Consider the following 24,314-nt stretch of genomic DNA (forward strand, 5'->3'; position numbering starts at 1 on the left):
GATGCCAGCCGATGAAACTCAAAACTCTATTTATTGCTGTTACTTTTGCGTTGAGTGGTCATGTATATGCGGGATCGATGGATGCCGCACTTGCAGGCCTTGCCGCATCGCCCCAGGCGAAGCCGGAGCAGGCGCAAGCCCCAACCCCCAATGACCGGACGCATATCAAGGCAACGCTGCGCTATTCCGGCGAAGGCCTGAAAAAAGCCGAAGCGCAGGGGGCAATCATCCGACGCGTCATAGGCGATGTGGCGACGGTGGAGATTCCGCTCAGCCAGCTGGAAAATGTCTCCCGCCAATCCGGTGTCGAGCGCATCGAAGCGGTGCGCACCCTGCAGCCCATGTTGTCGGCCAGCGTGCTGGCGACCCACGCGGATAAGCTGCGGGGAGGGAAGGCGCCACACTGGACCGGTAAGACCGGGCGTAATGTCATCATCGGTATTATCGATACCGGACTGGATACGACTCACCCCTCCTTTCGCAAGCTTGATGGCAGTAGCCGTGTTCTGGCCTATTGGGCGAGAGGCGACGGTTCCGATGACGGCGTGAAGTGTACGCAAGAGCAGATCAGCAATGCGTTGCTGCATGATGCTCAGGGGGAATGTGCCGGATTGCGCGACCCTATTGGGCACGGCACCCATGTCGCCGGTATTGCTGCGGGTAATGGTAGTGCGGCGAGCGCCGGTTATACGGCCTACGAATACGTCGGGATGGCCCCTGAGGCCGATTTGATGGTCTCTGAGCTTCGAGAGCCCAAGCCGCCGAAAACCGGAGTATTCGATGACATGAACGTATTGGAGTCCATCGCCTGGATGAAGGACTATGCCAAGGCGGCGAACAAGCCCCTGGTGGTCAATATGAGCTTTGGCACGCATGCCGGGCCGCTTGATGGGACTTCGAACTTCGAGCGCGCGTTGAATAATCTGGCGGGCCCCGGGGTCATTCTGGTGGCCGCTGCCGGTAACGAAGGCAATGTACCTATGCGCGCGGCGGTAACGCTCGCTCCAGGAAAGACCGAGGTCGTGAAGTTCAAGCGCTTTGAAGGGCATGAAGACAACCCCGAAGCGAAGTTGACGCTGGAAGCCTGGTATCCGGGGGCAAATCGTTTGGGTGTGTCGATCAAGAACACAGGCTCTAAAAAGCCGTGCGATACTGGCGAGGTCCTTGCCGGCGCTGAGCCTGTGGTCAAGGACTTCAGTACGGCGTGTGGGCGGATCGAGATCGTTTCCAACAACATCAACCCGACCAATGGCGATCGTCAGCTATTGGTGACGCTCAGCGAGACGCCTGGATACGCCGACGTGAAAGAGGAGGGATGGGAGATGGTTTTGCGTAACGAGGAGGGGCTCGCGGCCTCTTTCGGCATCCTGTCTCAAAATGAGTTCGAAGGGTATTTCCTCGATCATACGAGCTTTTCCACCACCCTTAACGCCCCGGCGTCCGCGGAACAGGCGATCACTGTCGCCAGCTACACGACCCGCGAGAGTTGGAAGCCGGTCAAAGGGGAGGAGAAGCGAAGTAACAGTGAACTCGGCAATATTGCCGCGGACAGCAGTCGTGGTCCACGGCGCGAGTGCAGTGACAAGGCACTCTGCCCGATGATCATGAAGCCGGAAATCACGGCGCCTGGACAGATCATTATTTCCTCCCGTAATGCGACACCTCAGGAGTTGATCGATGCGGGCGAGGAAGAAGCTCCGAAAACGGCGGATGGCATGCACATCGGCTGGTCCGGCACCAGTATGGCCGCCCCGCATGTGGCGGGTGCGGTGGCGCTGCTGCTGCAGACAAACCCGAAGTTGACGCCGGATCAGGTCAAGCAGGCCCTGTTCTCCTCGGCGGGACATAACAGCTTCACCGGCAAGCTGCCGCTGTATCAGCGTGGTGTGCTCAACCCGGCGAATGCCAACCCTATCTGGGGCTACGGCATTCTGGATGCGTTCAAGGCTGCCGAGACCCTTGATGGGAAGGAAAGCCACTGATGAAACTCAAAACGCTATTTATTGCGGTTACTTTTGCGTTGAGTGGTCATGTGTACGCGGGTTCCATGGATGCCGTACTTGCAGGCCTTGCCGCATCGCCCCAGGCGAAGCCGGGGCAGGCGCAAGCCCCAACCCCCAATGACCGGACGCATATCAAGGCAACGCTGCGCTATTCCGGCGAAGGCCTGAAAAAAGCCGAAGCGCAGGGGGCAATCATCCGACGCGTCATGGGCGATGTGGCGACGGTGGAGATTCCGCTCAGCCAGCTGGAAAATGTCTCCCGCCAACCCGGTGTCGAGCGCATCGAAGCAGTACGTACCCTACAGCCCATGTTGTCGGCCAGCGTGCTGGCGACCAGGGCGGATAAACTGCGAGGAGGGGAGGCGCCACACTGGACCGGTAAGACTGGACGTAATGTCATCATCGGTATTATCGATTCCGGACTGGACACGACTCATCCCTCCTTTCGCAAGCTTGATGGCAGTAGCCGCGTTCTGGCCTATTGGACGAGAGGCGATGGTTCCAATGACGGCGTGAAGTGCACGCAAGAGCAGATCAGCAATGCGTTGCTGCATGATGCTCAGGGGGAATGTGCCGGACTCCGCGACCCTCATGGGCATGGCACCCATGTCGCCGGTATTGCTGCGGGTAATGGTAGTGCGGCGAACACCGGTTTTACGGCCTACGAATACGTCGGGATGGCCCCTGAGGCCGATTTGATGGTCTCTGAGCTGCGGGAGGCCAAGCCGCCGAACGCCGGGCAACTCGATGAGATGAACGTATTGGAGTCCATCGCCTGGATGAAAGACTATGCCAAGGCGGCGAACAAGCCTCTGGTGGTCAATATGAGCTTTGGCACGCATGCCGGGCCGCTTGATGGGACTTCGAACTTCGAGCGCGCGTTGAATAATCTGGCGGGCCCCGGGGTCATTCTGGTGGCCGCTGCCGGTAACGAAGGCAATGCTCCTATGCGCGCGGCGGTAACGCTCGCTCCAGGACAGACCGAGGTTGTGCAGTTCAGCCGGTGGTATACGAATGATGAAAACGGTGACGCGAAGTTGAGGATGGAGGCCTGGTATCCGGGGGCGAATCGTTTGGGTGTGTCGATCAGGAACATGCGTTCTAAAGAGCCGTGCGATACCGGCGAGGTGCTTGCCGGCCCTGAGCCTGTGGTCAAGGCATTCAGTACGGCGTGTGGGCGGATCGAGATCGTTTCCAATAACGTCAACCCGACCAATGGCGATCGACAGCTATTGGTGACGCTCAGTGAGACGCCTGAAGAAGTGAATACGGTCGGCTGGGAGATGGTTTTGCGTAACGAGGAGGGGCATGCGGCCTCTTTCGGTATCCTGTCTCACGACCAGTACGAAGGGTCTTTCCGCGACCATACGAGCTTTTTGACGACCCTTATCACCCCGGCGTCCGCAGAGCGGACGATCGCTGTCGGCAGCTACACGACCCGCGAGAGCTGGAAGCCGGTTAAAGGAGAGGTGGAGCGAAGTAACAGTGAGGTCGGCAATATTTCTGCGAGCAGCAGTCGTGGTCCGCGGCGCGAGTGCAGTGACAAGGCACTCTGCCCGATGATCATGAAGCCGGAAATCGTCGCGCCTGGACAGATCATTATTTCTTCCCGTAGTGCGACGCCCCAGGAGGTGATCGATGCGGGCGAGGAAGAAGACTCGAAAACGGCAGATGGCATGCACATCGGCTCGTCTGGCACCAGTATGGCCGCCCCGCATGTGGCGGGTGCCGTGGCGCTGCTTCTGCAGACAAACCCGACGTTGACACCGGAGCAGGTCAAGCAGGCCCTGTTCTCCTCGGCGGGACATAACAGCTTTACCGGCAAGCTGCCGCTGTATCAGCGTGGTGTGCTCGACCCGGCGAATGCCAATCCTATCTGGGGCTACGGCATTCTGGATGCGTTCAAGGCTGCCGAAACCCTTGATGGGAAGGAAAGCCATTAAGGCCGAACCACTCTTTCAGGTCTTACCGATAAGCCCGACAGGTTGACGCTTGCCGGGCTTGTCTTTTTCAGGCCGAAAATCCTTTCTGACGTGTCCTACAGTGCTCTGTTGGACATTTTGGAAGAATACGGGCGTATAGAAAGACGGCGCCAATGCGTTTCCAAGGCTTCGTTTCTCCCCGATTCGGATGCTCCATGGTGTCACGCAGTGATGAAAAAGATAACGCTCGGATTATTGTTCTGTTTAGCCGGCAGTTGGTTGGGTGCGGCCCATGCAGAACCTTATCGATATGAGGATGGGCTCGATCCCATTATCCATGCGGCAGCACGTGAACACGGTGTCGATCCGCATTTAGTGAAAGCGGTGATTGCAAAGGAGTCCTCGTTCCGTTCTGCGGTGGTTTCGGCCAAAGGCGCTGTCGGATTGATGCAGATCATGCCGGAAACGGCAAAACGCTTTGGGGTAGAGGGCGGCTCCAGGAGGGCGGTGAGTCGAAAACTGACCGATCCGCGCACCAATATCAATGCCGGCACGCGTTATCTCGGTTATTTGGCGGAGCTTTTTCCGCGCCGTCCGGATCTGGTGCTCGCGGCCTATAACGCCGGGGAGGGCGCGGTCCGTAAATATCAGCACCAAATCCCACCTTATCCGGAAACACGCAAGTACGTCGCGGCGGTAATGACGCGCTATCGCGCTTTGCGCAGTGGAGAGGGAGATTCACTCGGTGGCTACCGAACAGGCATTGGCGTGAAGTTCAGAGAGATCTGAGGCCCTTCCATGGAGCGTTTACGTCACTTTCATCGAGGTAGGCCGTTGTGCATCCGTTCAATGTAAAAATCCTTTCCGGTCCGATGTATGGGATCGATGTCAACTTGCCGGCCGAGGATGTGTTTTTTCTCGTCGGCCCTCCGAGCGAAGATCCGGATGGGCGGGCCGAACATGTCGCGACGCGGGCGATGAGTGTTCTGTTTATTCCGTTTAACGAGGATGCGCCGAACTTCATGTTGGCCTTGGCCAACCCCGATGAACCCCAAGCCTGTGTGTATCTCGAGGCGCAGGTCGAGCACAGAGCCTTGCCATTGAACGAACCCGTTCAATTCGGCGCGGTCTGGGTGGCGGTCAAACGGCGCACGGAACGCTGGTCAGGGAGTGTATTGGGGTTCATGGGCGGGGCGCCTGGCGCTGCGAAACCCCTTGCCCTGCACGAGCATCCGCCCCGGCGCGCGGACCGTCATTGGTGGTGGGCTTCATTGATAGCGCTGCTTTCGCTATTGGTGGTCGCTGGGGGGGCCTGGGGAGTGGCCAGGGGGTTCGGCTCGGCCCAGGTGCAAACCCTGGAAAAGGCGTTATACCCCCTCAAGGCGCAAGTCACGCTGGGCGAGGATGAGCAGCGTTACGTGTTGGTCGGCACGTCTCGCGAAGCTGAATGGGCCCAGCGCGCGGTGACCCGACGCAAGGTGGGACAAGATGTGCGGATCATTGATCTGCAGCATGAGCAGACCCGACTCGGACGGTTGCTGGATGAGTCGGCAGTGGTGTTTCTGACACTGCGCCTCGAGGACCCCCTCCAGCCGGTGCTGGTGTTGAGTCGCGAGCGTAGCGCTGCGGATAGTGCGTCGCAGGAGAAGCTGCGAGAGCGCTTGCTCGAGGCAATGCCTTATGCGCAGAAAATCAGCTTCAACCTGGTCAATGATGCGGAACTGCGCCAGCAGGCCCGTGCATTGTTGGCTCAAGCAGCGGTGGACTACGAGGAATACCACGAAGCCGACTCCTCCGTATTTGTCGTTTCGGGTGTATTGGATGACCGCCAGATCAGTGATTTGAACGGCGCCTTCCAATCGTTTCGCAAAGTGTGGGGCGAGCGTTATGTTCGTTTGCTGATGCAACTGAATGAACCTCAGCAACGAGGAAAATCCTTTCGCAGCGGCAAGGGTGGCTATCTGCTGCAGGATGAGCAGCATTGGGTATTAAGTGAAGAGACTGCGGTAAAAGAGCGACACCCTCAGGATTCAAATAGCGGACCGCGTGAAGTGAAGTCGGATATCTGACGGCTGTTTTGTGCATGGCGGCCGCGCCCCATCAACGATCAAACAGTGGTTTTATCTAAAATTAAGAGGTCAGCATGGCAAACGCTGAAGCAACGCGGACGATTCAAAATATTTCAGATGCCTATTTGGACGCAACTGAAGAGGCCATGGTCGACCTGGACCAGCGCATGGCGGAAATGATGAAAGATCCGGGTCATCCTGGTGTGCTGCTGAATGGCCTGACGGCACATTCACATATGAGCATGATTGTCGGCGCGGCCAGTTCATCGATCAAATCGGTGGTTGAAACGAGTAAAGGCATTCTTTCGAAGTTTTAAGATTTTATCGTCCCAGCCAGATGGCTGAATATCGCTGTTTTATTGAGAATTATAGGAAGGTTATGTGATGTCAAATGATATCAGGGGACTGGGTGCTGCAGGAATCGATGGGGAAATGCTGTCGGGGGAGCGCTTTGCAGCGCCTTCTGGACTGCGGGAGAGTCTTCAGCGCAAGTCGGCTCCGGCGGTCATGCATGCGCCGGTAAAACAGGAGACCAAGGATGCGGCCTTTGATGATTTCGCAATGATCACAGAAAAGGCTAAAAACGCCAAAAAAATGGCTGAGGAGCTTCGGGCGAAAGCGAACGACGCTGAGAGTCGTGCTAAAGGCAAGCCGTCTGATGGCCGCTCGGCACTGAGTGCGGTCGGTGCCGCTGTAGCGTTGGCTGAGCGTGCGGAGGAGTTGGCAGAGAGCCTCAAAAATAAACTTGCAAAGGCGCAGGGCGATGTTGAAGCGCTGGTTGCAAGCTCGGATGAAAACGTGGCTGCCGCCGCTGCCGGTGATGTAGCTGCCGAGTTAAAGGACGTGGAGAAGGAGTTCGCCGAACTGCAAAGCCTTATGCCGGCATCCTCCAGTGCCGATAACTCACGACGAGAGTTGCGGGATGCTTTTATCAATCATGCTCGTGAGAAATTCGAAGACGAAGAGCGGGCGATGATTGGTATTCTCGATAACCGTCACGATGGCCGGCGCGTGTTGGATAAACTGAATGACAAGTTCCAACTGGGCTCTGCCGACGTTCAGTATGGCATGCAACGGCGCCTGAATGAACTGGCGGGTGGTTACCGTGAGAATAGTGTGGGTGACTTGGTCAATGTGGATGAAGAAGTGGTTTTCAGAAGGAATAAGGATGGGGGCTACACGGACCAGAAAACTGGCGCAGTAATCAAGGAGAGTGAACTGAAAAACCATAGCGATTTTTCGAGTGTCATGATGCAAGGCGACCCAGGTAACGTCACCAAATTGGCCAGCTTTAACGTAACCATGCAGCATTACACCCAATTCAATGGCATCCACACTGCCGCGATCAACAAGATTTCGGAAAATGCCGAGAAAATAATTTCGAAACTTTAATCCTGAGAGGCTGTTGCTTCGCCGTGCTCTACGTCGGTGCAGCGACAGCCTTGAAGTGGACGGCTGTTTTTTGCTTTTTGATGACAGAAAGCAAAAATGGCCCGGTTATTTCAAACACCCGAACGTCCGTGTCGGGGGAAGGTTGATCATGATCAGAATCGATGCGCTGCCGGGGGCTGGCGGAAACGCCATGGACCTGTCGGTCGACGATAGCAGCATGCCGGAACAAGGGCTTATCAGTCTGACCGCGAGAGCCGCAAGCGCCTCCGAGGCGCAAAAGCTGGGCATGCTGGAGACCGCGCTGTCAGCGGCGGAAACGGGCAATCCCGCAGAGATGCTAAGAGCCTTTTCGATGGCACAAGACCATCATCTACAGGTGGAGACGATTGCTGTCTGTACCCGAAAAATGGTTTCGGCAGTTGAAACCCTGCTTAAATCGTGAATGCTCTGAGCCGGCTGAGGCCTATTCTGTTCGTCGCGATCCTGCTGCTGTTGGGCGGTTGTCGTGAGGATCTGCTGAGCAATATCAATGAACGGCAAGCGAATGAAGCCGTAGCGTTGCTGCAAAAGTACAACATCGTGGCGTCCAAGGTTCACGCTGAGAAAAGCCAGTTCAAGGTGGTGGTGGAAACCGCTGATTTCGCGGCGTCAGTGGACTTGCTCAACGTGCATGGATTGCCTTCGCGGGCGGATGTGGATATTGCCGATATGTTTCCAGCCGATGCGCTGGTCAGCACGCCGACCGCGGAGCGCGCCCGGCTGCTTTCAGGTATAGAGCAGCGTCTGGAACGATCGTTGATGCAGATCGACCAGGTGATCACCGCGCGCGTGCATGCCAGTTACGATCTGGAAAGCGCCGACCGGCGCAAGACCCATCGACCCACTCGACTCTCCGTGCTGGTGACCTATGAAGGCGAGATCGAGGAAGGGTTGTTTATCGAGAAAGTTAAACGCTTTATCAAGAACAGCTTCAACGATATTCACTATGCGGACATTGCGGTAACGCTGTTCAAGCACACACCGCCGCTGTTATCGATTACCGCGCCGTCGACATCGTCATTCTCCTTGCAAGCGCTGGGCATGGGGGCATTGCTCATGGTGGTCATGCTGCTGGGCGGTGCCTGGCTGGTAGTACAACGTTCTCCCCAGAAAGGTCTTGTAGCCCTTGGCAAACGCTTGTTGTTGCGTGACGGCAAGGGGGAGACATGACGTTGAACGCGGTGGCAAGGATCTCGGCAAAGGAGAAACCTCATGTCTCTACAAGGCACCCTTATACGGGTGCTGTATGCCCCGGCCAGTTATGCCGATGCGGTTTGGCTGGGCCGGTTCGAAGGTGCCGAGCGCTTGTCATTGACGATGCGCAATCGCCTGTTGATCCGGCACCTGGCCCTGGAAACGGCCTGCGCCCCGATCATCCTGGAACAGGCGCCGGTGGCCGAGTTCCTGCGGCTGTGGGCCAGGTTGCCGGCGGTCGCTTATGTGTGCGGCCTGTTGGCGTTGCGCTCCGAGCTGATGAGCAGCGGCTACATCAACCGGTTGTGCTCCCAGACCACCGCCTTGTTGGCGCTGCCCTTGTCTCTGCCGGCGGCCACGGAGCGGCCGGTGGACATCACCCGGGAGACGATCACGGGGTACGGGGCGCGTTATGTCATGGCGTTGGGGCAGGGCCTGCCGCTGCCCTTGTACCAACGTCTGCGCTTGCTGTTTGCGCCGATGTCGAATCAGGCTCGCTGGTCGGTACCGGCCAGCGCGCAGTTTGCTTTTCAGTTGGCGATTGATCATGTCGAAAACCATCGAGTTGAAACCGGGTGCCAAGCTGTCGGGTGTGCTGGTTAAGCGCCGCGATATTCTGCGTTTGCGGGCGGCCGAGGATGTGCTGGTCGAGGCAAGAAAGCGGGCACGCAAACTATGCGACGAGGCGCAACGAGAAGCATCGGCGATCCGGGGCAACGGTTATCTCGAGGGCTATGCCGAAGGGTTGAACGCTTCGGTGGTGGCCCTGGTGAATGAAATGATCGCCATTGCCGATGTTCGCGAATATCTGGAGCAGTCTCTGGCGTTGCGCATTAAAGAGTTGTTACTCCCGTCATTTGCTTCCAACGATATGTTGTTGGCGGTAGTCGAGCAGCTCTTGCAGTCCGAGCCGCTGCCTGCGGTCAAGCAACTGCGGGTTTTCCTGCCGGCTTTCGCGAAGGGTGAAAGTGCGCGGATTGAAGCCAGGCTGGTGGCTGCCGGCCTCAGCGTGAAAGTTGCCGAGGCTCCGGACGGGCAGCGCTTCGTTATTGAATGGGGCGAGCATGTGTGGTCATTCGAAGCCCCGGCAGCGCTTGATAAGGTTGTGAGCAGCTCTATCGCCTCGCTGCATGAGCACATGGATTTGGAGGCGGGTTGCGGACGGTTGCGCGCCCAGGTGTTTGAAGAGTTGGCCGCGCAATTATCGGCTTGTGTCGTTTCGGTGGATGAGTAGACCACCTTTTAATTTGAATGTGGTGAAGGAGAGCGTTGATGTCATTCCCACTCTTGAAGACCGTTTTGTCAGGGGGCTCTGTACTGGGTGACAGGCAAGGTCCGGAGGCGCTCACATCGCTCACGGATCGCCTGCAAAGCAGGACCCCTGGCCAGCCTGGGGCTCAGGCGTATCGTCCGAACCGGTACGACGATCCGTGGATGAATTCATTGGTTGAGCAACTGGATAAAGCCGCGACATTTCCGGAGTACCCGCGCCCGCTGCCGAACCCCGCCAAAACCGACTTCATTTCGGCAGCGGCAGAGCGGATGGCCAACGTGATGCGCTCGATCAGCAGTTATAGCGAGGCTGAGATCGCCAAGGCCAAGGAGGATTTCACCTTGGCGATGGAGATGGCGCCTGAGGGCGCATTGGCCCGACTGAAGGAGGAAAACGACCGCGCCGATGAACTGATCAATGACATCGTCATGCAGTGGTTCATACAGCGGATTTTCTACCCGGTGGACGAGAGCCAGAGCATCTTCAAGCCCATCGAGTTCTAACGCAGCCTGGCCTGTCAGGCACAAAAGTCCTTTCGTACTCGTCTTACATAGACGCTCGGGATTGAGTGGGAAAATGTCACTTCGTTAGCCCGTGATGTGCGGGCATGCAGGTCGCGAGCGTCAATGGCGTTGCGAAAGGAGAGCGAAGTGACATCCACCACGAGATCCCCGCGAATGTCGATGGGCATGCAGTGGCAGGTTCCCGGTCATGCGGTCGTGGCGATATTGCTCGGCGTGTTGGTCTCGCTGGGCGGTTGTGCGTCGCCAGCACCGCAGCCGCATGACCCTCAGCAGGTTGAATGGGCGGATACCTACGCTCGCAATCGGATTGTCATGTGCGCGGTCGGGTATCTGAGCTCCCATGCGCTGAATCGTGCCGAGATCAGTTATACCGCCAACGCGGACAAGACCCTGCAGATTCGTACCCGGGATCGAGGTCTGGAGCAGCATTTGCTGCAGTGTGTCGATCTTGTTCCACGAGTTCCCATCGCCGGCGAAGTGGTGATCGATAGCGTGGCGCAAGGTGGTTCCCATGTACGGTTGTGAAGCGCCTTGGCAACCCCAGGCAGACGAGGCGTTGCTGGCGCTTGACGATACCTTGCTGGCGTTGCGAGTCAAACAATCGACGATGGTCAACCTGAGTGATCCGCGCAGCGGGATCAGTGAGCAGCGGCTCGACCCGGGAACCTGGCTGGTGGCACTCAATGCCAGGCACAGCCTGCGCTTTCAGTATGAGGTCGAGTGCAAATACCTGCTGATCGTCGACTTCTGTTCGCTGCTGGCGTTTATCGACGCGGCAACACCGGCTGACGCTCATTGCGCCTCTGGCGCGGTGGGCGGCCGGCAACTGCTGATGCCTGTTCCCGAGGGCTCATTTGATTCGCGCAAGGCAACGGAAAGCTGGTTTCTCTGGCAAAAGCTGGAAGGCACCCGTGAAGATCTACGGCGTTGGCTGCGCACAAAAGAAGCCTATTCGTTGATCAGCTACTTATTGCACAACAGCGACTCGGCTCATCTGAACGAAATGTGCCATGCGTACGGGTTGTCTTATTCGCACTTCCGGAAAATCTGTCGCAACACGCTGGGTAAAGCGGCCAAAGTCAAACTCAAGGAGTGGCGGGTCGCGCGCGCGGTCTTGGATATCGTCGAAGGCCGCGGCAGCATTCTCGAGGTGGCCATGCAAAACGGCTACGCCTCGGCATCGCATATTTCCAACGAGATTAAACGTGAACTGGGTATCACCCCCTCGATGTTTGCTCACTCGGAAAAACTCTTGAAGCTGAGTGATCGGTGAGCATGGGCGTTGATGAACTGAAAAGGGCGGCCGAGGCCGCGGGGCTTCGATATGAACTGCTGATCTACCCCTGGACGGGGGAATGCTATGGAAGTTATCCGTTACTGCCAGTCAATCACCCCCGTTTCGAGGAAGCCTACGCGCTGCTGTCCTGTAAATGGGCGGATTGGATTACCCGTGTCGATTGTCGCTTTGCATTACTTGATCATTACCTCTATCTGGTTTTCAACGTGTCGATGGCTGACGATGATCTATCGGCCTGGATCACTGAAGAGCTGAAAATTTTCGAAGAACTTTTTTCATGAAGACGTACGTTATCGCCATGTGTCTACTGGCACTGATGGGGGCTGCCCAAGCGAAAGATATTACCGTAGATATCCCATCACAGAACGGCTCATCCGAGGCTGAAGAAAAGGCCTTTGTGGCCAATGAACAAGGTGTCGAGCAGGTGTTCAAGGCCTTTTTCGCTGACACCAATCTATCGGTGGTCCTGAGTGCAAAGGCCAAGCGTTACCGCGTCAGTGGTAACTTCCTCCTGGAGGCACCGTTCAAGGAACTCACCACACTCTCCAACAAGTTGGGGTTGATCTGGTATTTCGATGGCCAGGTTATTTATATCTACGATGCGACGGAAATCAAAAGTTCGGTGGTATCCGTATCACGTACCTCATTGAAATCACTGACGGGGTTTCTACGCTCCGCGGCCTTGTATGACGAGCGTTATCCACTCAGGGGCGACGATACGTCCAGAACCTTCTATATCTCCGGTCCGCCTAAATATATCGACATCATTACCTCCAGCGCGTCCTTTCTGGATGAGGTCGCCATCAGCGAGGAAGAGAATGGGAGCGAAGAAAAGTACAAGCATGAGGAGGTGATCGAGGCGATCAAGCTCAGCCATTCCTTCGTCTCGGATCGCGAGTACGAACAGCGCAGCAAAAAAGTCATCAATCCGGGTATGGCCTCGCTGATCAAGGAGCTGTTAGCCGATCAGGGCATCGCTACTGATATCCAGGTGCAGGCAACCCCGCTTCCGGTGATCCATGAGCGTGATGCTTCCCTCGAGGATGCCGAGGTCTCGGTACGGCCGGCGCCATCGGAAAAAACGCCGGAGCCGGTCAGGTCGACGGGGTCGGTCAAGGTGGTGGCCTACAACAATACCAATAGCCTGGTGGTACGTGGGCCGCGCCAGCAAGTTCGATTGGTCAAGGACCTGGTCGGGGCATTGGATGTGCCACGTCGGCAGCTTGAGTTATCGCTTTGGATTATCGATGTCTCGAAAGCCGACCTCGATGAACTCGGGGTCGATTGGAGTGGACAGCTGAGCAACACCGGGGCGGTCGGAATCAACCTCAATCGTTTCGAGACGGCCATGGGCAATGAGCAGACGGCGAGATTCCTCGGCGAGGTATCCGCCATGAGTCGTGCAGGAAAGGCCCATGTGGTCGCGCGACCGCTGCTGCTGACGCAGGAAAACACCGAGGCGCTGTTCGACAACAATCGCAGTTTTTACGTGCAACTGACCGGTGAGCGTGTTGCCGAGTTGCAGACCATTACCTACGGCACCTCGATCAATGTGCTGCCACGGGTCTCCCAGGATGACCGGCAAATCGAGATGGACCTCAATATCGAGGACGGCGCGGCGACACAAGGTGCGGGCAGCGATGTTGCCGGACTGCCGGTGGTCAACCGTACCCAGATCAACACGGTGGCCCGAGTCGAGCGCGAACAGAGTCTGCTGATCGGCGGTTATACCCGCGATGAGTTGCAGGAAGACGACCGTAGGGTCCCCGGTTTGAGCAACTTGCCCTTTATCGGTGGATTGTTCCGTTTCGACAGGCAGCGTCAAAACCAGCAGGTGCGGATGTTTCTGATCCAGCCGCGATTGTTGCTCGCCGATCGTTCCCTTGCGCTCTCCCCGTCGATCAAAAGGCCGGGCCTGCCGCTGGATAACGCGGTGGATCAGCTCAAGCACTATCTGGAAAAAAATAATGGAAGTTGATGCTCATCGCTTCCAGGCGATCAATCCGGCCAGCGTCGATCCCTTGGGCAATGCCGGGATCAATGAAGAGCTTGACCTGCTGATGAAGCTGGCCACGCCGGATCACTTGTCGCTGATGCATGACATGAAAGAAGAACTGTCGATGCTGATGAGCAAGTTCGGTGGCAAGCGCGTCACCGAGAACCGCGAACAGGACGCGCGAAGAGCCCTGAGCAAAGTGCTCCAGGGCATTCTGGAGCCGGCGGCCGTAGAGCGTATCGGCAAACTGCACGAGGCCGCCAACGATCCTTATCAGACCACGCAAGGCTTTTTGAGCTTGGCCCGTGGTCTGTTTGGCGACCCGAGCGATTTGGCTTTGGCGTTGGCCGAGTTGTTACGTCATTGGCGTTTATCCGATGCGACGCGTAAGCGTATCGAGAAAGCCCGCGAGCGGCTGCTCGCCGAGGAAGGCGAACAACGGATTCACGCGGGGATCAATGCCGCGTCGAAAAGTCGTCACTTCGGGAAGCAACTTGGGCTTACGCCACAAAGTCTGCGTGAGGCTTATCGGGCTTTCGTGACCGGCGACTATTGCGAGGTCGCGCAATATGAGTACCTGCTCGAGGCCTTTGGCTTCGACGAGCGTTATCGGGCTATCGATTTCCTCCAGGAAGCCCTGGCGCTGGACATCAGTGCAACGGACCCCAGCTGTTCTCAAGAGGAATTTGGACTGTTGCTCGATCGGTTGTTTGCCCTGCGCCTGATTCGCTCGGCGGATCTGACGTTCCTCAGGTGCATGGCGCGCTATGAGGGGCCGGCCTGGGAGCCGGCGCAAAACCAGCAGCTATTGAATTTCATGCTCAAGGTGCTGCAAAACCCCGAGGCCATTCGAGCGGGAGTCGCCGAATTGTTCGAGCGTTTGCTGCGTTTTTCCAGGCGTGCGGTGCTCGCACGCTTTATCCAACAATTGATCCGTGGTTTCACTGAGATTCCCGAACAGGTCCATACCGATTCGCTATCGCGCGATACGGTCCTGAACGGCTTGTTGGCCCTCGCCGATGAGATCCGCGGTGATGAGGACGATGTACTGGAGGTCTTGCATGCAGGCTTTTGAGCAAGAACTCACCTGGCGGATCGAAGCCTTGCAACCCGGGCAGCGCTTGCCGCTGGTATGGCCCAGGGTGACCGGCTGGGTAGAGCGCGTTGGCCCCCTGCGTTTCGCGATCTTTACCGAAACTTCAGTACCGCCTGCGCAATTGATTCAACTACTCGAGCAGGTCGCCGAGCAAGAGCAGGTCTTGTTATGGAACGGGCGGCTGGTGGTGTGTCGCACTTTCGAACGCTCGGAGCTGGCCGACCTGTACGCTTTCGTACAGCGCTATTGTGCCCAGGGCCAGGCGTTGATCAGCGCCAATAGCCAGGAGAAATAAGCCATGTTGAAAAAACTGGCCATGCATCCGGAGCTGGCGATTGTTTTCCTGATGGTGATGATCATCGCTATGTTGATCATTCCTCTGCCGACCTATCTGGTCGATTTGCTCCTTGGCTTGAACATCACCCTGTCGATCCTGATTTTCGTGGGGTCGTTCTATATCGGACGGGTTCTCGATCTGTCGGCATTCCCTTCCATCCTGTTGATTACCACGCTGTTCCGCCTGGCCCTGTCGATCAGCACGAGTCGGCTGATTCTGCAGCAGGCCGATGGCGGGCAGATTATCGAGTCATTTGGTGATTTTGTAATTGGTGGCGACCTGGTGATCGGGCTGACCATCTTCGCGATCGTGACCATTGTCCAGTTCATCGTGATAACCAAGGGTTCCGAGCGGGTGGCGGAAGTGTGCGCGCGCTTCTCATTGGACGGTTTGCCGGGCAAGCAGATGAGCATCGATGCCGACCTTCGCGCCGGGGTGATCGATGGCGAGGCCGCCAAGCAGCGACGCAGCGTCTTGGAGAAGGAGAGCCAGCTCTATGGCTCGCTCGATGGGGCGATGAAGTTCATCAAGGGTGACGCGATTGCCGGCATCGTCATCATCCTGGTCAATTTCATCGGGGGTATCGCCGTCGGTATGTCGCGGCACGACTTCAGCTTTAACGAGGCCTTGAATACCTACACCCTGTTGACCATCGGCGACGGCTTGGTCGCGCAGATTCCGGCGTTGCTGATTTCGATCTCGGCCGGTTTCATCGTGACCAAGGTGGCCGGCGAGGGCCAGAATCTGGGGGTGAATATTGTCAACCAGCTCACCTCGAACCCTTTTGTCTTGCTGGTGGTCGCCGTGCTCTGTCTGGCAATGGGCCTTGTTCCGGGTTTCCCCAGCCTGGTTTTCATAGGACTGGCCGCGGGCGTCGGGCTGCTGTATTTCGCGCGAACCCGTGGGAAAAACACCGAGGACGGAGAGCTGGGGGGAGAGGGTGGTGGCGCCTCCGAGAAGAGCACGATGAGTATCGACCAGATGCTCACCGATACGCTTCCGCTGATGTTGCTTATCCCCGAGGGGCAGCGTGAGCATCTGCCGTTGGATCTGGCCGAAAGCCTGGCTAAGAGCACTTTCCTGGAGCTGGGCCTGAAGCTGCCGGCGATCGAGGTTCGTGAATCGCCGACGATCGCTGCCAACCAGGGGGTGCTGCTGATTAACGAAGTGCGTGCCGGCGAACTCAACCTTGTGTTTGGCCAGAGCCGCGTCGTGAGCGGCATGGAAACCCTGGAGGCTTTAGGTATCCCGACACAGTTGACCCAGGACAGCAACGGGCAGTCGACCTGCTGGGTCGACCCGCAGGCACTGCCATCCGGGGCCAGGGAGATGGGTATTGTGGTGAGTGCCGTAGAGGATGATCTTCGCAGCGGTTTTATTGCCGCGGTGTCGCGCAATGTCGGTGAACTCTTTGGTATCCAGGAAACCAAGAACCTGCTGGACGAGATGGAGCGCAAGTATCCGGAACTGTTGAAGGAGGCCTATCGCAATGCGCCGGTGCAACGGATTACCGAGATACTGCAGCGCTTGCTCAAAGAGCAGATCTCGATCCGCAACATGAAAGTGGTGCTGGAGGCCATTACCCATTGGGCGGGCAAGGAGCGCGATACCATTATGTTGGTTGAGCATGTCCGCGGTGCGCTGGGTCGTTATATCACCAGCAAGTTCGCTCGCGGCGAGCGCTTGCGGGCGATTGTCACGTCGTCTGACCTGGAGGAAAGTGTTCGCAAAGGTATTCGACAAAGTTCTGCCGGTACTTTTCTCAATCTGGAGCCCGAAGAGAGCGAGGGTATTCTGGATTTACTGGCGGCGGAGATCGGTAGTACGTCGATACCATTACGCGACGCGGTCTTTCTGACGGCCGTCGATGTCCGTCGCTTCTTCAAGCGCTTGATCGAGCAGCGTTTTCCCGAGATGGAAGTCTTGTCGTATGGCGAGGTCACGGACATGACGAAAATCGATGTCCTCAAAACAGTGTGATAACAGGAGTTAACAGAATATGACCATGAAAATGAATGTATTTCATCTTCCAACGCTCTTGCGAGAAAGCCTTGAGCATTTGGGCTGTGATAAAGAGATCGTTGGCAATGTCGATCAACATTCTCCCATCATGTTGGAATTCAACGATGCGGCGAGTATCTTTCTTGCGGTGGAAGAGACTCACGTGTGGATTTACTGTCATATAAAATTAAAGAACCATTCGGTGCTTGATGCTCGAGCGGAAGACACGCTTCGAATCATTTCCACTCCGCGTGACTGGTCATTGGTGAGTGTGCTGACTGGCGTGCGTAACGAAGAAAGTGGCGAGTTCACCTTGAGTGCCCCCGTCAAGGCGACGCACCTGGAAAACAAGGAGCTTTTTGCATCCGTCCTGGAAGATGTCCACGAGGCCGCCAAAGAGTTGTGCGGCATGATCCAGGAATGATCGGGCATGGGGCGCGACATCTGCTAAAGCATGCGGCAAAACCCAGCCGCTTGCAGGGTCCGATCATCGAAGCGCCCTTGCAGCACACCTTTATTGGTGAACGTTGCGACATCAAGCGCAGTATCTGGGATGACCAGATACTGTGCAGTGCCCAGACGATCGGCTTTGGCGCTAACGGAGCGATCCTCAGTCTACTGGGCGACTCGGTTGGCTTGTCACGCGATTGCCTGGTGGTGCCGAACGGGCAGGGGTTCTCCATCGAGGCTTCCGAGCTGCTGTTAGGCAGCGTCGTGGGGAGCGATGGTGAGTTACGCGAGCGTTTTGCCGAGGCTCGGGAGCGCACCCGAGCTCGGACAATGACGATTGACCGAGCGCCGCCGGATTTCGGCGAGCGCGAGCCCATCGACCAGGTGCTGGTGACCGGTGTGCGCAGTATCGATGCACTGTTGACCTGTGGGCAGGGGCAGCGAGTCGGTATTTTCGCGCCGGCGGGTGGCGGAAAAACCTCGTTGTTATCCATGCTGATCGCCCACTCCGAGGCCGATGTTTATATCGTCGGGCTCGTCGGGGAGCGTGGTCGTGAAGCCGCGGAGTTCATTCGCAACGGTATTCCCGAACATAAGCGGCATGCCACGGTGGTTGTCTGTGCCACGTCGGACCGGCCCTCGGTGGAGCGGCGTAACGCCGCGCTGATCGCCACCACGTTGGCGGAGTACTTCCGCGATCAAGGCAAGCACGTCATGTTGTTGATCGACTCCATGACGCGTTATGCGCGTGCCTTGCGCGACGTTGCCCTGGCCGCCGGAGAGTTCCCCGCGACGCGCGGTTATCCGGCTTCGGTATTTGAAGAATTGCCGAAAATTCTCGAGCGTTCGGGTCGTACTCGTACCGGTTGTATCAGTGCCTTTTACACCGTGCTGCTGGAGGATGAAGAAGACAGTGATCCCATTGGCGATGAGATTCGCTCGATTCTGGATGGGCATATCTACCTGTCACGCGCGTTGGCGGGCCGTGGACATTTCCCCGCGATCGATGTGCTGGGCAGTGCCAGCCGGGTATTCCGGCAAGTCGTCGATGACGATCATCTGGGGGCCGCGCAATCCTTGCGCGGCAAATTGGGGCGGCTCGAAGAGCTGCGCCTGGTGCTCGATCTGGGTGAGTACCGGTTTGGCGAGAGCACGGATACCGACCGACTGATCGAGCAGAAGGACGAGATCGAAGACTTCCTTCGCCAGGACATGCGTGAGTGCAGCCTTTTCGCCGAGACGCAAGGAGCACTCAGTGAATTATCTGCCACTGATTAAACAGCTGCGCCTGTTGGGTGAGCAACGGCAGGCTCGTACCGAGCGCGAGCTGCGTCAGGCGCAGGGGCAGATTGAGGAACTGCAGGCCGCCCTGGCCGCTTGCGATGAGCGAATGGGCGAGTACCGCGAAGCGATTGCGCGCATGCATGCCGAGGTCGGGTTGACACTCGATCGCGCCGCGTTTTTTGAGCGCAAGCGAAAAGAGGCCGTGCTCCTGAGCAAGCTCGCCGCACAACGTATGGAACGCGAGGGCTTGGAGGAGCAGGAGAGCGACGTACAACGGCACGCGCACGAGTTGCAGCAAGTGCTGGACGCTTTACAGGCAAAGGAACAGAAGTGGGAAAAGGTTGAGCAGCACTTGCGTCGGCAACAGAAAACCCACCGGTTGCGCCTGACGCGCAAGGCTATCGAGAACAGTGTGGCATGCAAACAATTGCACTCATGAATATTGATTTTTCAAGCGCTGTCGAGAAACCGCTGTTCGTGGAAGGCGAGCCTTTACACGAACGTTTTGAGATGTATCGGGACGAACCTCGCGATAACTGCCCCTTCGTTGTGCCTGGGGTGCAGCAAGAGCCGGTAGCGTACCGTTCCGACTGGACGTTGAGCGCAGCCCTCGGCGGCTTGCCCAAGCGCGATGATGGGGAGGAGGGCGTATCAAAAAGCGCTTGGGACGAGGATGACCACGGACCCGTTGTGGAAGGGGTTCTGGCTGCTTCTGTCGGCTTTGCTCCATCGTATGAGCGCGCCTGCGTGGTGCTCGCACAACCCCAGCATGATGTCGAGCACGTAACGGAAGATGTCGACAGCGGTCTATCCGAGTCGGTGCCACCGACACTCCCCCATACATCAGCGCTGCCTTCCGTATCGATAAACGCGATTGGCCCCATGGAGATCGATTCTTATCAAGGTCCACGCTCGGAGGCGACTGGTCGCAGGGTGGAAAGCCCCAGCGGGGAGCAAGCGATCTCGAGGCCGCGTGCACCGGTTGTGGTGGCTGAAGAGCAGGTATCGGCCGTACTTCCTCGGCAGCGTCGTCAGCCTGAGCCGGCTTCTGACGCGGATGCATTCCCAGCTGAACTTTTCAACACGTTGCAGACGCTGGCTCGGGCTCCGCTTGTCGAGGGCTTTAGGGGCATTTTGCCGGATAGACCGTCGGCGCGACCGGCTCCTGACAGGCTATTGCCGGCGACATCCTCGGAGCCTGCCTGCGTCGCGCTCGTGCAACCCAAGCATGATGTCGAGCACGTAACGCAAGACGTCGACAGCGGCCTCTCCTCGTCGGAACCATCTTTTTTGCCTGAGGATTTCCCCTATACATCAGCGGTGCCTACCGTATCGATAAACGCGATTGGGCCCGTGGAGATCGAGCTTTCTCGAGATCCACTGCCGGAGGCGACTGGTCGCAGAGTAGAAATCACCTCGAAACCGTGTGCTTCGGTTGTCGTGGCTGAACAGCAGGCAAGGGTAATCGATGATCCGGACCGGCAGGAGGACCCACTCAGTGGCGTGTTGGCAACGCCTGAGCGATTGGCACTGCTAACCCCTTCTGCAGTACCGCCGCAAGAGCCTGAGGTTTCGACTAACACAGCCGAGGCGATGCTACCCGCTAGACCGAAGGGCGGGAAACCGGTCGTGGATGTGTCTTCTCGCCCCCTGTTCGTGGCACCGGCTAAAAACGCGACTCCAATGGAGCGGCTGCTGGAGTCTTCGACATCTCTGTTTCAGTCTCTTGATGCTGGTAAGCGTCCGATTCTGCCACCTGTCGTGCAGTCCTATGATGCGGGTACCCGGGAACGGCCCAAGGCAACCTTGCCGTCCGTAGAGCCGGTCGATGGTCGAGCTGGCGAAGGTGAGCGGGGAACGCCTGAAAGATTGAGTTCGGCTGTCAGTCTTGAGCGGCCGCAGCGAGGCGAGCCGGCCGCCATCAATGTTGCCGAGACGATGTTGCTTGCTCCCCTCAAGCCCATTGTGGGGATGTCATCTCTCGTCCCGAGGGCGTCGGCCAAAGCGCCGGAGGGCCCCAGTGATGCGGTGCCGAGGCGGAGCTTGCAGCAGTTACAGCCTGGCCGAATGACGAAGTCTGTGTTTGAAACACCCTCTGTCACGGGTGAGAGGTCAAGTGAACCCGGATTGGAAAAAGAGCCCCTGCCGCGAACTCAGCTCAACGCACCGCCGAGCAGTGAGCGGCACAAGCCTCGGCAGGCGGGTCCGATTGTGCATACCGTCGTTGACGAGGTCATTGTCAAGACGCAACCACAAAGCGCTGTTTTTCCGTTGAGACCGGCTCTTGGTGAGCAAGCAGCAATCATGGCTGTGAGCACTGAACAAGCGGATACAGACGAGCCGAAGACAGTGCCGATCGATTCGAGCCGGCAAGCGAAGCCACGGGCGCGATCACTCGATATCGAGCCGGTGACAATGGAACGACCGTTGGAGTCTTCGGCATCTCAACCTCTTGTTGCTGGTAAGCGTCCGATTCTGCCACCTGTCGTGCAGTCTTATGATGCGGGTACCCGGGAACGACCCAAGGCAATCTTGCCGTCCGTGAAGCAGGTCGATGCTCGAGCTGGCGAAGGTGAGCGGGGAACGCCTGAAAGATTGAGTTCGGCTGTCAGTCTTGAGCTGCCGCAGCGTGGCGAGCCGGCCATCGATGTTGCCGAGACGATGTTGCTCACTCCCCTCAAGCCCATCGTGGGGGGGGCATCTCTCGCGGCCAAAGCGCCGGAGGGCCGAACTGGTGCTGTGCCGGGGCAGCGCTTGCAACAGTTACAGCCTGGCCGAATCACGAAGTCTGTGTTTGAAACGCCATCTGTCACCGGAGAGAGGCCACGTGAACCCGGATTGAATAAAGAGCCCCTGCCGCGAACTCAGCTCAACGCACCTCCGAGCAGTGAGCGGCACAAACCTCGGCAGTCGGGTCCGATTGTGCAAAACGCTGCCTTTCCGTTGAGAACGGCTCCTGGTGAGCGAGCAGCAATCAATGCGGTCCCCCAAGGGTTGGATGAACAGGGGGATGGGAATGACCACAACACTGGGCCACGGCACAGTGAGGCCAGGCCTGCCTCAGTACCTCCTCTTGTTGCTGGTGAGCGTCCGATTCTGCTTCCTGCCATGCAGTCCTATGATGCGGGTACCCGGGAACGGCCCAAGGCAATCTTGCCGTCCGTGAAGCAGGTCGATGCTCCAACTGGCGACGATGAGTGGGTAACGCCCGAAAGATTGAATCCAGCCGTCAGTCTTGAGCGGCCGCAGCGCGGCGAGCCGGCTATCGACGTTGCCGAAACGATGTTGCTCGCTCCCCCCAAAAAAACCATCGTGGGGATGTCATCTCTCGCGACCAAAGCTCCGGAGGACCCCACTGGTGCGGCGCCGAGGCAGCGCTTGCAACAGTTACAGCCTGGCCGAATGACGAAGTCAGTGTTTGAAACGCCCTCTGTCACGGGTGAGAGGTCAAGTGAACCTGGATTGGAAAAAGAGCCCCTGCCGCGAACTCAGCTCAACGCACCGCCGAGCAGTGAGCGGCACAAGCCTCGGCAGGCGGGTCCGATTGTGCAAAACGCTGCCTTTCCGTTGAGACCGGCTCTTGGTGAGCAAGCAGCAATCATGGCTGTGAGCCCTGAACAAGCGGATACAGAGGAGCCGAAACCACGGGCGCGATCACTCGATATCGAGCCCGTGACAATGGAACGACCGCTGGAGTCTTCGACATCTCAGCCTCAACTTCTTGTTGCTGGTAAGCGTCCGATCCTGCCACCTGTCGTGCAGTCCTATGATGCAGGTACCCGGGGAGGGGCCAAGGCAACCTTACCATCCGTAGAGCGGGTCGATGGTCGAGCTGGCGAAGGTGAGTGGGTAACGCCCGAAAGATTGAAGCCGGCTGTCAGTCTTGAGCGGCCGCAGCGAGGCGAGCCGGCCGCCATCAATGTTGCCGAGACGATGTCGCTTGCTCCCCTCAAGCCCATCGTGGGGATGTCATCTCTCGTCCCGAGGGCGTCGGCCAAAGCGCCGGAGGGCCCCAGTGATGCGGTGCCGAGGCAGAGCTTGCAACAGTTACAGCCTGGCCGAATGACGAAGTCTGTGTTTGAAACACCCTCTGTCAGGGGTGAGAGTTCAAGTGAACCCGGATCGGATAAAGAGCCCCTGCCGCGAACTCAGCTCAACGCACCGCCGAGCGGTGAGCGGCACAAGCCTCGGCAGGCGGGTCCGATTGTGCATACCGTCGTTGACGAGGTCATTGTCAAGACGCAACCACAAAGCGCTGTTTTTCCGTTGAGAACGGCTCCTGGTGAGCGTCCGATTCTGCCACCTGCCGTGCAGTCCTATGATGCCGGTACCCGGGAACGGCCCGAGGCAATCTTGCCGTCCGTGAAGCAGGTCGATGTTCGAGCTGGCGACGATGAGCGGGTAACGCCCGAAAGATTGAAGCCAGCCGTCAGTCTTGAGGTGCGGCCGCGTGGCGAGCCAGCCATTGACGCCATTGTGGGGGTGTCGTCCCTCGTACCTAGGGCGTCGACCAACGCGACGGCGAGCCCTACTGGTGAAGTGCCGGGGCAGAGCTCGCAACAGTTACAGACTGAGCAGAAGGACTTGGTTGTGCACACCGTCGTTGACGTGGCAATTGCACCTCCTACCGTGCAATCCAGCAGAACGGTTCAGCCTCGGCGCGAGTGGGTAGCGGCACCTGAGGGCGCGGAGCAGGGGGCAGTCGAATCACCCGACTCAAGGCCGTCCTCGATATGGCGGCGTTTCAGCGATGCGTGGTTGCGGACCGTGACGCTTCCTGGGCCATCGGTCCGGCCTGCTCCGGAATTTAAAACTCGAAATCCGCAATTGATGCATGGCACTGAGCAGGCTCAGAGCAATAACCCCCTGCCGGACAAGCCCCTCTCAACCGCTGATTGGCTGCCGTCGCCTCCAGAAAACACGCGCAAGGTCGCCCTGCCCAGCACAGGTGCCGAGGGACAGCTTGATTATTCAGTCAAGTCTGCTACGCACTGGCCAGAGCAGCATGGTTCACTTGACTTGCTGCTGGCCACGAAGGTGAAAGCCCCCTTGCTGTTACCCGTCAGCCCGTGGATACCGAGCGAAAAAAAACCGATCCCAGCGGATGCGGAGACACTGATACACAGCCCCCTCAAGTAGTACGCGAGCAATGGGCAAGCCCAGGCACGCCCCAAGTGCAGTATCGGGAACCCAAGCCTGCACGCATGCCGATGACTGCCCACTTGCCTGTGCGCGAATCGACGGAGGCCACAGGGGCCTCCCAAACACCGCCCATAGGCGGGGCGAGCAGCAAGAGCGTGCTGACTTATCGCTTTAACAGCTGGGGGAGGGGCATTGCGTGCAAGTCAGCCTGGCCTCCGTTCAGGAGGGCATTCAGCCTGTTTTGACGCCCTCCAGCAGCCGAGTGCAACAACAATTGACAGAGAGTCTTGCCGGG

The 24,314-nt window shown here is 57.9% G+C and carries 22 protein-coding genes; all 22 read left to right on the top strand.

Features of this window, described 5'->3' with window-relative positions:
* The first annotated feature begins 11 nt into the window (after window positions 1–11).
* Window positions 12–1,982 carry a S8 family serine peptidase gene (locus NUH87_RS30960; protein WP_338524064.1) on the top strand — a complete coding sequence of 657 codons (1,971 nt, stop codon included), beginning with the start codon at window positions 12–14 and terminating at the stop codon, window positions 1,980–1,982.
* Window positions 1,982–3,946 (top strand): S8 family serine peptidase, encoded by a 1,965-nt coding sequence (locus NUH87_RS30965; RefSeq protein ID WP_338524065.1) that lies wholly within the window; start codon window positions 1,982–1,984, stop codon window positions 3,944–3,946. The genes NUH87_RS30960 and NUH87_RS30965 overlap by 1 nt, the downstream gene beginning before the upstream one ends.
* 210 nt (window positions 3,947–4,156) lie before the next feature.
* Entirely contained in the window at window positions 4,157–4,714 is a 558-nt protein-coding gene (locus NUH87_RS30970; RefSeq protein WP_338524066.1) for a lytic transglycosylase domain-containing protein, read from the top strand.
* Window positions 4,715–4,761: 47 nt separating this feature from the next.
* On the top strand, window positions 4,762–5,994 hold the full coding sequence (locus NUH87_RS30975; protein ID WP_338524067.1) for a PrgH/EprH family type III secretion apparatus protein: 1,233 nt from the start codon (window positions 4,762–4,764) through the stop codon (window positions 5,992–5,994).
* A gap of 74 nt (window positions 5,995–6,068) precedes the next feature.
* The gene (locus tag NUH87_RS30980; RefSeq protein ID WP_338524068.1) at window positions 6,069–6,311 is read left to right on the top strand and encodes a hypothetical protein; all 243 of its coding nucleotides are present in this window, start codon (window positions 6,069–6,071) and stop codon (window positions 6,309–6,311) included.
* Between the two features lie 67 nt (window positions 6,312–6,378).
* A complete protein-coding gene (locus NUH87_RS30985) occupies window positions 6,379–7,386 on the top strand; it encodes a hypothetical protein (protein ID WP_338524069.1) in 1,008 nt (335 codons plus the stop codon).
* A 148-nt stretch (window positions 7,387–7,534) separates the two neighbouring features.
* Window positions 7,535–7,828, top strand: a complete 294-nt coding sequence (sctI, locus tag NUH87_RS30990; protein WP_338524070.1) for a type III secretion system inner rod subunit SctI — start codon at window positions 7,535–7,537, stop codon at window positions 7,826–7,828.
* The gene (gene sctJ, locus NUH87_RS30995) at window positions 7,825–8,595 is read left to right on the top strand and encodes a type III secretion system inner membrane ring lipoprotein SctJ (RefSeq protein WP_338524071.1); all 771 of its coding nucleotides are present in this window, start codon (window positions 7,825–7,827) and stop codon (window positions 8,593–8,595) included. Before sctI ends, sctJ begins: the two co-directional genes overlap by 4 nt.
* A 42-nt stretch (window positions 8,596–8,637) precedes the next feature.
* On the top strand, window positions 8,638–9,222 hold the full coding sequence (locus NUH87_RS31000) for a hypothetical protein (RefSeq protein ID WP_338524072.1): 585 nt from the start codon (window positions 8,638–8,640) through the stop codon (window positions 9,220–9,222).
* Window positions 9,167–9,853, top strand: coding sequence for a hypothetical protein (locus NUH87_RS31005; RefSeq protein ID WP_338524073.1), 687 nt, complete (start codon window positions 9,167–9,169; stop codon window positions 9,851–9,853). Before NUH87_RS31000 ends, NUH87_RS31005 begins: the two co-directional genes overlap by 56 nt.
* Window positions 9,854–9,891: 38 nt before the next feature.
* Window positions 9,892–10,395, top strand: coding sequence for a hypothetical protein (locus NUH87_RS31010; protein WP_338524074.1), 504 nt, complete (start codon window positions 9,892–9,894; stop codon window positions 10,393–10,395).
* A 147-nt stretch (window positions 10,396–10,542) separates the two neighbouring features.
* Window positions 10,543–10,941 carry a hypothetical protein gene (locus NUH87_RS31015; protein ID WP_338524075.1) on the top strand — a complete coding sequence of 133 codons (399 nt, stop codon included), beginning with the start codon at window positions 10,543–10,545 and terminating at the stop codon, window positions 10,939–10,941.
* Between the two features lie 31 nt (window positions 10,942–10,972).
* A complete protein-coding gene (locus NUH87_RS31020; protein ID WP_338524076.1) occupies window positions 10,973–11,689 on the top strand; it encodes a helix-turn-helix domain-containing protein in 717 nt (238 codons plus the stop codon).
* A gap of 2 nt (window positions 11,690–11,691) precedes the next feature.
* A complete protein-coding gene (locus tag NUH87_RS31025; protein ID WP_338524077.1) occupies window positions 11,692–11,994 on the top strand; it encodes a hypothetical protein in 303 nt (100 codons plus the stop codon).
* Window positions 11,991–13,691, top strand: a complete 1,701-nt coding sequence (gene sctC, locus NUH87_RS31030; protein WP_338524078.1) for a type III secretion system outer membrane ring subunit SctC — start codon at window positions 11,991–11,993, stop codon at window positions 13,689–13,691. Before NUH87_RS31025 ends, sctC begins: the two co-directional genes overlap by 4 nt.
* Entirely contained in the window at window positions 13,681–14,784 is a 1,104-nt protein-coding gene (sctW, locus tag NUH87_RS31035) for a type III secretion system gatekeeper subunit SctW (RefSeq protein ID WP_338524079.1), read from the top strand. The genes sctC and sctW overlap by 11 nt, the downstream gene beginning before the upstream one ends.
* The gene (locus tag NUH87_RS31040; RefSeq protein WP_338524080.1) at window positions 14,771–15,100 is read left to right on the top strand and encodes a hypothetical protein; all 330 of its coding nucleotides are present in this window, start codon (window positions 14,771–14,773) and stop codon (window positions 15,098–15,100) included. Before sctW ends, NUH87_RS31040 begins: the two co-directional genes overlap by 14 nt.
* A gap of 3 nt (window positions 15,101–15,103) precedes the next feature.
* Complete coding sequence (locus NUH87_RS31045; protein WP_338524081.1) at window positions 15,104–17,122, top strand: EscV/YscV/HrcV family type III secretion system export apparatus protein; 2,019 nt, start codon at window positions 15,104–15,106, stop codon at window positions 17,120–17,122.
* 19 nt (window positions 17,123–17,141) lie between these two features.
* Window positions 17,142–17,567 (top strand): hypothetical protein, encoded by a 426-nt coding sequence (locus NUH87_RS31050; RefSeq protein WP_338524082.1) that lies wholly within the window; start codon window positions 17,142–17,144, stop codon window positions 17,565–17,567.
* Entirely contained in the window at window positions 17,564–18,871 is a 1,308-nt protein-coding gene (gene sctN / locus NUH87_RS31055; protein WP_338524083.1) for a type III secretion system ATPase SctN, read from the top strand. Before NUH87_RS31050 ends, sctN begins: the two co-directional genes overlap by 4 nt.
* Window positions 18,849–19,316 carry a hypothetical protein gene (locus NUH87_RS31060; RefSeq protein WP_338524084.1) on the top strand — a complete coding sequence of 156 codons (468 nt, stop codon included), beginning with the start codon at window positions 18,849–18,851 and terminating at the stop codon, window positions 19,314–19,316. The genes sctN and NUH87_RS31060 overlap by 23 nt, the downstream gene beginning before the upstream one ends.
* Entirely contained in the window at window positions 19,313–24,016 is a 4,704-nt protein-coding gene (locus tag NUH87_RS31065; RefSeq protein ID WP_338524085.1) for a hypothetical protein, read from the top strand. Before NUH87_RS31060 ends, NUH87_RS31065 begins: the two co-directional genes overlap by 4 nt.
* Window positions 24,017–24,314 lie beyond the last annotated feature (298 nt).

Origin of the sequence: Pseudomonas batumici (genome assembly GCF_036585405.1) — a bacterium.
Taxonomy (GTDB): domain Bacteria; phylum Pseudomonadota; class Gammaproteobacteria; order Pseudomonadales; family Pseudomonadaceae; genus Aquipseudomonas; species Aquipseudomonas batumici.